The following is a 7091-nucleotide window of genomic DNA, read 5'->3' as shown; positions in this document are numbered from 1 at the left end:
CCAGGCAGCTCAGAAAATCAGCCTTATAACTGATACGCATTTCAAAGTGTCAGCTGCCGCCCAGGCAGCTCAGAAAAGCCCGCCTCGGTGGCCGTAGCCGGTGGGTGCGTCAGCTGCCGCCCAGGCAGCTCAGAAAATCAGCCTTATAACTGATACGCATTTCAAAGTGTCAGCTGCCGCCCAGGCAGCTCAGAAAACCTGACGAGCTAGGCCCATCAGTGACTCACCGTCAGCTGCCGCCCAGGCAGCTCAGAAAGCCAGCAAGCCCAGCAACAGACCCAGCCCACCGTCAGCTGCCGCCCAGGCAGCTCAGAAAGTGCACGGCGTCCATCGTTCGCAAGCAATACCGTCAGCTGCCGCCCAGGCAGCTCAGAAATGAGTTCTGGCAGCGGATGCTCGAGTATTTGCGTCAGCTGCCGCCCAGGCAGCTCAGAAATGATAATGCTAGACCTTAATGCCTGATCTAAGGTCAGCTGCCGCCCAGGCAGCTCAGAAAGGCAAGCCATCGCTGTCTCGCGTTACCTGATCGTCAGCTGCCGCCCAGGCAGCTCAGAAATGTTGCTGTGGTGCAAGCCCGCCGATGAGCCGGTCAGCTGCCGCCCAGGCAGCTCAGAAAGATAAGCAGCAAGAGGCAGAGGCCGAGGAACGGTCAGCTGCCGCCCAGGCAGCTCAGAAAGTTCTGAAATGGCGTGACCAGCTCGCCGGTTCGTCAGCTGCCGCCCAGGCAGCTCAGAAAACAGCGGCCGATCGGCAGGCCGTGGCCGATGAGTCAGCTGCCGCCCAGGCAGCTCAGAAATGCGTGATCGAGCGCTGCGCCGCTGCCTGGATGTCAGCTGCCGCCCAGGCAGCTCAGAAAGACCGGGAAGTGCTCGAAACGATCTTGATGAGGTCAGCTGCCGCCCAGGCAGCTCAGAAAAGATCAACCAGCTCAAGAACGCATAGCCGAGGGTCAGCTGCCGCCCAGGCAGCTCAGAAAAGCTCAAGACGTGCAAGCAGTGCCAGTTATCCGTCAGCTGCCGCCCAGGCAGCTCAGAAACGAATGCCGCCAGGTTTGCCGGGTAGCGGCTCCGTCAGCTGCCGCCCAGGCAGCTCAGAAATCGGGCCGGGGTTCGCACATCGCCGCGAATGCGTCAGCTGCCGCCCAGGCAGCTCAGAAACGGAGGATGTCAGGTTGTCACCCTCCCCGGATGTCAGCTGCCGCCCAGGCAGCTCAGAAAACGGTGTCGCGGCCCGCTACCACGCGGCGTATGTCAGCTGCCGCCCAGGCAGCTCAGAAATCGTTGCGGACACTGACTACGGGCAGTGAACGGTCAGCTGCCGCCCAGGCAGCTCAGAAAACGCGATACCGGCGCGGGGCGCGTCACGTCTCGTCAGCTGCCGCCCAGGCAGCTCAGAAAACATAGATAAGCCCCGGCACCGCCAAAAGCGCGTCAGCTGCCGCCCAGGCAGCTCAGAAATGCTCTGCCTGCTCCTCGGCAAGATCGCGGTCGTCAGCTGCCGCCCAGGCAGCTCAGAAAAAAGGCATCTACAACGGGGTCGACAAGGCATTGTCAGCTGCCGCCCAGGCAGCTCAGAAATCGGCGAGTGAGGGATGCTTCTCATCTGCTGCGTCAGCTGCCGCCCAGGCAGCTCAGAAACGCGTGAAAAGGCGGGCTCTATCTCACGACAGTGTCAGCTGCCGCCCAGGCAGCTCAGAAAATGAAAACAACCCGGCCGCGCCGGTGGAAAAGGTCAGCTGCCGCCCAGGCAGCTCAGAAAGACAAGACGCGCAACAAGAAGCGCCCAAGCATGTCAGCTGCCGCCCAGGCAGCTCAGAAATTTCAGCGAGCCGGTCTTCCCTTCGAGGAATTGTCAGCTGCCGCCCAGGCAGCTCAGAAATGGGACGCGGCCTGGTTCTTCAGGCTGGCATCGTCAGCTGCCGCCCAGGCAGCTCAGAAATGTCCGCCAGGAATGAAGTTGTCCAGGGCGTGGTCAGCTGCCGCCCAGGCAGCTCAGAAAGCGAGCATTTCGATCGCATCACCCACCGGCCAGTCAGCTGCCGCCCAGGCAGCTCAGAAAACCTGGCGTGGACGCTCGAGTACGCCAGCCAGGTCAGCTGCCGCCCAGGCAGCTCAGAAAATCCATCTGCACGGGAAGAGTCGAGATAAAGCGTCAGCTGCCGCCCAGGCAGCTCAGAAAATCTGCGCCATCACGACGCCCTGAACCTTGCAGTCAGCTGCCGCCCAGGCAGCTCAGAAAACGGTGTCGCGGGTACGGCTATTGGTTATGCGAGTTAGCTGCCGCCCAGGCAGCTCAGAAAACGACGGGTGTCCGCATTGGCATTTACTGGTGGTTAGCTGCCGCCCAGGCAGCTCAGAAAGCCGATATACGCAAATTCAGGCTCAACGCCAGGTTAGCTGCCGCCCAGGCAGCTCAGAAAGACAGGAGACAACACGATGCGTCAGATTGTCCGTTAGCTGCCGCCCAGGCAGCTCAGAAATGGATCAGCGGCAGCGCGCGCTGCTCCCGGATGTTAGCTGCCGCCCAGGCAGCTCAGAAATTTATGTAGTCGATGATGAGGTAACTGGCGACGTTAGCTGCCGCCCAGGCAGCTCAGAAAATCGGGGCCAGCGTCACGCAGCCCATTGACGTGTTAGCTGCCGCCCAGGCAGCTCAGAAACAGCTCGCCAGCCAGTAACACGCCGCCTACGGGTTAGCGCTACCCCGCGATCTTGAGTCTTATATCGGCCCGAGCGGTCGCGTTTCCGAAGTGTTGAATCGCCTGCGCAAGCTCAGCCTGTGCCTGATTTCGGTGGCTTCACGATGGGTTCAAGATGCCTTACGAGAGCCTGAGGAACGAGACGGCCGCCTGAAGTATCACTCTGCTTCTGCCAGCACTTCCTTCAATCGGTCGGGGAAGTTGGTGAAGAGGCCGTCGACGCCCCAGTCGAGAAGTTGGCGCATCTGGTCTTTGTCGTTGACGGTGTAGACATGCACCAGAAGGTCGTTGGCGTGGGCCTGCTCGATGAAGCGGGCGTCGATGACCGGTTCACCTTCGTAGAGGTAGTTGGGGCCGACGCCGTCGGCGTAGTCGGCGATCGCCTGGAAGTCGGCATCGGTGATGTTGGCGGGGCTGGGGGTGACGCCGGTCCATTCTTCGAGGGTTTTGCCGTCTTCGCTGGGGGAGTACCAGAGCAGTTGGATCAGCGGGATGTCGGGATTGAGCTTGTGCACTTCCTGCAGGCTGGCTTGGCTGAAGGATTGAATGACCACGGAACCGGATTGCACCAGGCCTTCGGTCTCGAGCCTACTGACCAGGGCGTCTTGCAGCTCGGGATAGTCCTTGGGTGATTTGGTCTCGATGTAGTAGCGCACGTCCTGGCCGTAGCGGTCGATGACGTCATCCAGGGTGAGTAGCTTGGCGCCGGCGTAGGCGTCGTCGGCGTATTCCGGGTGGGCGGCGTTGAACCAGCTGCCGGCGTCGAGTGCCTTGAGTTCGTCGAGGCTGTGTTCTTTCACTAACCCTTGGCCATCGGTGGTGCGTTCCAGGGTGGTGTCGTGAATGGCCACCAGGCGCCCATCGGCACTCATATGGATATCCAGCTCGAGGTAGTCGGCGCCCATGGCGAGTGCTTTGTCGTAGGCGTACCAAGTATGTTCGGGGGCATAGCCGCTGGCACCGCGGTGGGCGATGACCTGGAAGTGCTGAAGATCCTGGCGTTGCTGTTCGAGCGCATCGGCTTGGGCGGTCATGGAGACCAAGAGCGTGGTGCTGCCGAGCAGGGCCAGCGTGGACGAAAGTGCGGGTCGAAGCGTCGACATGGCTTCAGTCCTCTTCATCCTCGATCGCGGGTTCCAGGGCGCGTTTGTCGTCGGGGAGGCGGACGTAGTCGCCGACGCTTAAATCGTCGTGGGTCTGGTGGCGTTTGCCTTGGGTGTCGATGAGCGCGGCGACCTTGCCGATGCTGAGGGCGTCGTCTTCACGGTAGGCTTCGACCTCGACGCGAACCACCATGCCTTGGTAGCGAGCGGAGAGCATCATGCCGGGGTGGGGTTGAACTTCGTGCTGCTTGTCGCTGGCGTAGTGGCGGGTCACGCTGGCGTTGCCGGGGGCGTCCCAGTCGATGTGCTTATGCATGGCGGGCTCCTGTCGCATCCGTGTGTTTTTACAGGGTAGCCCGCCGTGCGGGGTATCGCCTAGCCGGGCGGCTCAGAACCGGTAGCTGAGCCCGCCCATGACGACGATGGGGTCGATGTCCACGTTGGTGTGATAGTCGGTGCCGCCGAGCGTGGCGGTGGCGTCGCTGTCGATGTCGAGATACCAGGCGGCGGCGTTGAGCGCCCAGTGATCGTCGATCAGCAGGTCGACCCCGAGTTGGGCGGCGGCGCCCCAGCTGTCGTCAAGTTCGAGCTCGCCGCCGTCGAGTTTCTCGTCGGAGAAGTGGGTGTAGTTGATCCCGGCGCCGAGGTAGGGCTGCACGCGGGCGTCGGTGCCGCCGAGCGGGTAGTACTGCAGCGTCAGTGTCGGCGGCAGGTGCTTGATGGACGCGAGGTTGTCGTCATTGAGGGCGACCTGGTGTTCGAAGCGCTGCGCGGCGAGCAGTTCCACGCCGAGTTTGTCGTGGAAGCGATACCCCAAGGTGAAGGCGAAACCGCTGTCGTCGTCGGCGTCGATTTTCATGTTCAGCGGCGCGCCGAAGTCGCCGTTGTCGCTTTGCGGGGCGACCTTAGCGACGCCGAAGCGGGTGTAAAAATCGCCCTGGCCGTAGGCGAACGCGGAGGTGGCGGGCACGAGCGCGGCGGTGAGGGCGAGTGAGGAAACGAGCAGGGCACGGCGCATGGGACGACTCCTTAGTTTGTGACGAGTTGGTTTGAGACGAGCTGGTTTGAGGTGAAGCGAGAAGCGGCGGGCGCTTCGTATGCATCAAGTCTAAACCTAATAACCACATAAAAAATGTGGTTATATGTCGCAGTCCCATCGGCATGCCGACATTCCGCTTACGGCGTGACACAAGAAAGTGGCCTCGTTCCGCTGACGTTAGCGGAACGAGGCCACGATGCGTGCGTCAGCTGTTTTGGCTGACGCATCAGGCTCGGTGGGCAGGGCGCGACTAGGCGCCGAGGGCCGTCTGCTGCTGGCTCAGGTGCTCCATGAAGCGCCGGCGCCATTCGAGCAGGCTGTTGCGCCTGAGCGCGCTGATCATCTGCTGGTAGCGTGCACAACGCTCATCCAGTGGCATGTTCAGAGCCTGTTCGATGGCGTTGACGATGGCGTTCACATCATACGGGTTGATTAGCAGCGCACCGCTCAATTCATGAGCGGCGCCGGCCAGCTCGCTGAGCACCAGCACACCGGGATCGTCGGGGCTTTGAGCAGCGACGAACTCCTTGCAGACCAGGTTCATGCCATCGCGCAGCGGCGTCACCAGGCCGACCCGGGCGGAACGAAACAGGCCCATCAGCGCTTCGCGGGGGTAGGTCTGATTGAGATAGTGCACCGGCACCCAGTCGAGGTCGGCATAGGTACCGTTGATATGCCCGGCCATCTCTTCGAGCTGGCGGCGCAGTTCGTCGTACTCGGGGATCGCGCTGCGTGAGGGGCTGGCGATCTGCATGAAGACCGTCTGCTGGCGGCGATGCGTGAAATCCGTGAACAGCGCCTCCAAGGCGTTGAAGCGCTGTACCAGGCCTTTGGAGTAATCGAGCCGGTCAGCGCCGATGATCAGGTCGCGCTCGCCGAGATCCTCCTTGAGCTGGCAGGCTTGTTCCTGCGCGCAGGAGCGTTCGGCTTCACTGGCCAGTTCGTCGACATCGATACCCACTGGGTAGACGCCGGTACGTATCCGCTGGCCGTTGTACTCGATGGTGTCGTCGAAGACCTCGGCACCGAAGGTTTCGATCACCGCCTGGCGGAAGGCGTGCAGGTCGTTATCGGTCTGGAAGCCGAGCAGGTCGTAGTGCAGCAAGTCGTCGAGCAGCTCGCGATAGCCGGGCAGGGCGCGCAGCAAGTCGTAGCTGGGAAACGGGATGTGCAGGAAGAAGCCGATCGGGTCGGTGACGCCTTGCTTGCGTAACGCCTTGCCCAGTGGCAGCAGGTGATAGTCGTGGACCCAGATCAGCTCGCCGCCCTCGAGCAGCGTGCTCAGCGAACTGGCGAAACGCTCATTGACGCGCTGGTAGGCCTTGGCGTAATTCAACCGGAAGTCCATGGCGCCAAGGTTGAAATGGAAGACTGGCCAGACGACTTCGTTGGAGAAGCCAAGATAGTAGTCGTCGTAGTCTTCCTTGGACAGCGGCAGGGTGGCGTAGGTGATGTTGTCGTGCTGCACGGTGGTGGGGCGGCTGGTCGCTGTCTGGCTAACCTTGCCGTCCCAGCCGAACCATAGCCCGCCGTATTCGTTGAGGGCGCCGGTGATCGCCACGGCTAGGCCGCCGGCCTGGGGCTTGCCAGGTTCGGGGATGGATACGCGGTTGGAGATGACGACGAGACGGGTCATACGGCTTCCTCCCCGCATGCGGCTCGGTGGCGGCGGTAGTAGCGGATGCGGAGTCCGCCGTGGCTGATGCCCGGCCCAGACAAGTCATGGTCAGTGATCACGTGCGGGGTGAAGCTCAACAGCGCACCGACTTGAAAGTCGTCGATCAGGCCGAGTTCGTGGTGATGGGGCTCCACCTTGGCAGAAGGGTGCGAGGGTTTTGCGTTGCCAAATTCTCCAGCCATGTCAGTACCTCCTGTACTGATTCCTATAGCAGGTTGCGGCAGTCTCATCCTGGCTGCCGAAAGGTGCGTCGAGGGTGTGGGCATGCCCACCCAGGCCGCGTAGCGCCGGGAGGGGCTGGCTCAGTGCTCGCTTTGCTCGAATTGTTCGGCCGCACGCAGTGCCTCTCCCCGGGTGTCGTGCTCGGAGACGACGTTCTCGTTGTCGGGCTGGCTTTCGTCGATCACCACCCAACCGGTGATGTTTTCTTTCAGATCATCGCTATCGAAAATGGGTTCCACGCGGGCTTGCTTTTGCATATGTGCGTCCTCTCTTAAAGACCTGAATTCAACCAATAAGCGCAGCACCTGCGGTATCCAGGGCGCCGGAGTATTCCCCCAGAAACACCTGTGC

At 61.8% G+C, this 7091-nt stretch carries 6 protein-coding genes and 1 CRISPR repeat array; all 6 genes read right to left on the bottom strand.

Annotated elements, in window-relative coordinates:
* Positions 1-48 precede the first annotated feature (48 nt).
* Positions 49-2659: a CRISPR direct-repeat array (repeat unit 28 nt; unit sequence GTCAGCTGCCGCCCAGGCAGCTCAGAAA).
* 197 nt (positions 2660-2856) lie between these two features.
* The 6 genes from LUN51_RS17310 to LUN51_RS17285 all read right to left on the bottom strand — a co-directional run bounded on the left by LUN51_RS17310 (position 2857) and on the right by LUN51_RS17285 (position 6997).
* Positions 2857-3801 (bottom strand): glycerophosphodiester phosphodiesterase, encoded by a 945-nt coding sequence (locus LUN51_RS17310; protein ID WP_277812233.1) that lies wholly within the window; start codon positions 3799-3801, stop codon positions 2857-2859.
* A gap of 4 nt (positions 3802-3805) precedes the next feature.
* Positions 3806-4117: a hypothetical protein gene (locus tag LUN51_RS17305; protein ID WP_246942085.1), complete on the bottom strand. Its 312-nt coding sequence runs from the start codon at positions 4115-4117 to the stop codon at positions 3806-3808.
* Between the two features lie 72 nt (positions 4118-4189).
* Positions 4190-4819: an OmpW/AlkL family protein gene (locus tag LUN51_RS17300; RefSeq protein WP_277812232.1), complete on the bottom strand. Its 630-nt coding sequence runs from the start codon at positions 4817-4819 to the stop codon at positions 4190-4192.
* A 271-nt stretch (positions 4820-5090) separates the two neighbouring features.
* The gene (locus LUN51_RS17295) at positions 5091-6476 is read right to left on the bottom strand and encodes an alpha,alpha-trehalose-phosphate synthase (UDP-forming) (protein WP_277812231.1); all 1386 of its coding nucleotides are present in this window, start codon (positions 6474-6476) and stop codon (positions 5091-5093) included.
* Positions 6473-6700 (bottom strand): hypothetical protein, encoded by a 228-nt coding sequence (locus LUN51_RS17290; RefSeq protein WP_277812230.1) that lies wholly within the window; start codon positions 6698-6700, stop codon positions 6473-6475. Before LUN51_RS17290 ends, LUN51_RS17295 begins: the two co-directional genes overlap by 4 nt.
* Positions 6701-6820: 120 nt before the next feature.
* On the bottom strand, positions 6821-6997 hold the full coding sequence (locus tag LUN51_RS17285) for a hypothetical protein (RefSeq protein ID WP_277812229.1): 177 nt from the start codon (positions 6995-6997) through the stop codon (positions 6821-6823).
* Between the last annotated feature and the right edge of the window lie 94 nt (positions 6998-7091).

Origin of the sequence: Chromohalobacter canadensis (assembly GCF_029544075.1) — a bacterium.
GTDB classification, from domain to species: Bacteria; Pseudomonadota; Gammaproteobacteria; order Pseudomonadales; family Halomonadaceae; genus Chromohalobacter; species Chromohalobacter canadensis_A.
Note: the sequence above shows the minus strand (reverse complement) of the source record. Positions and strands in the feature narration are given on the sequence as shown.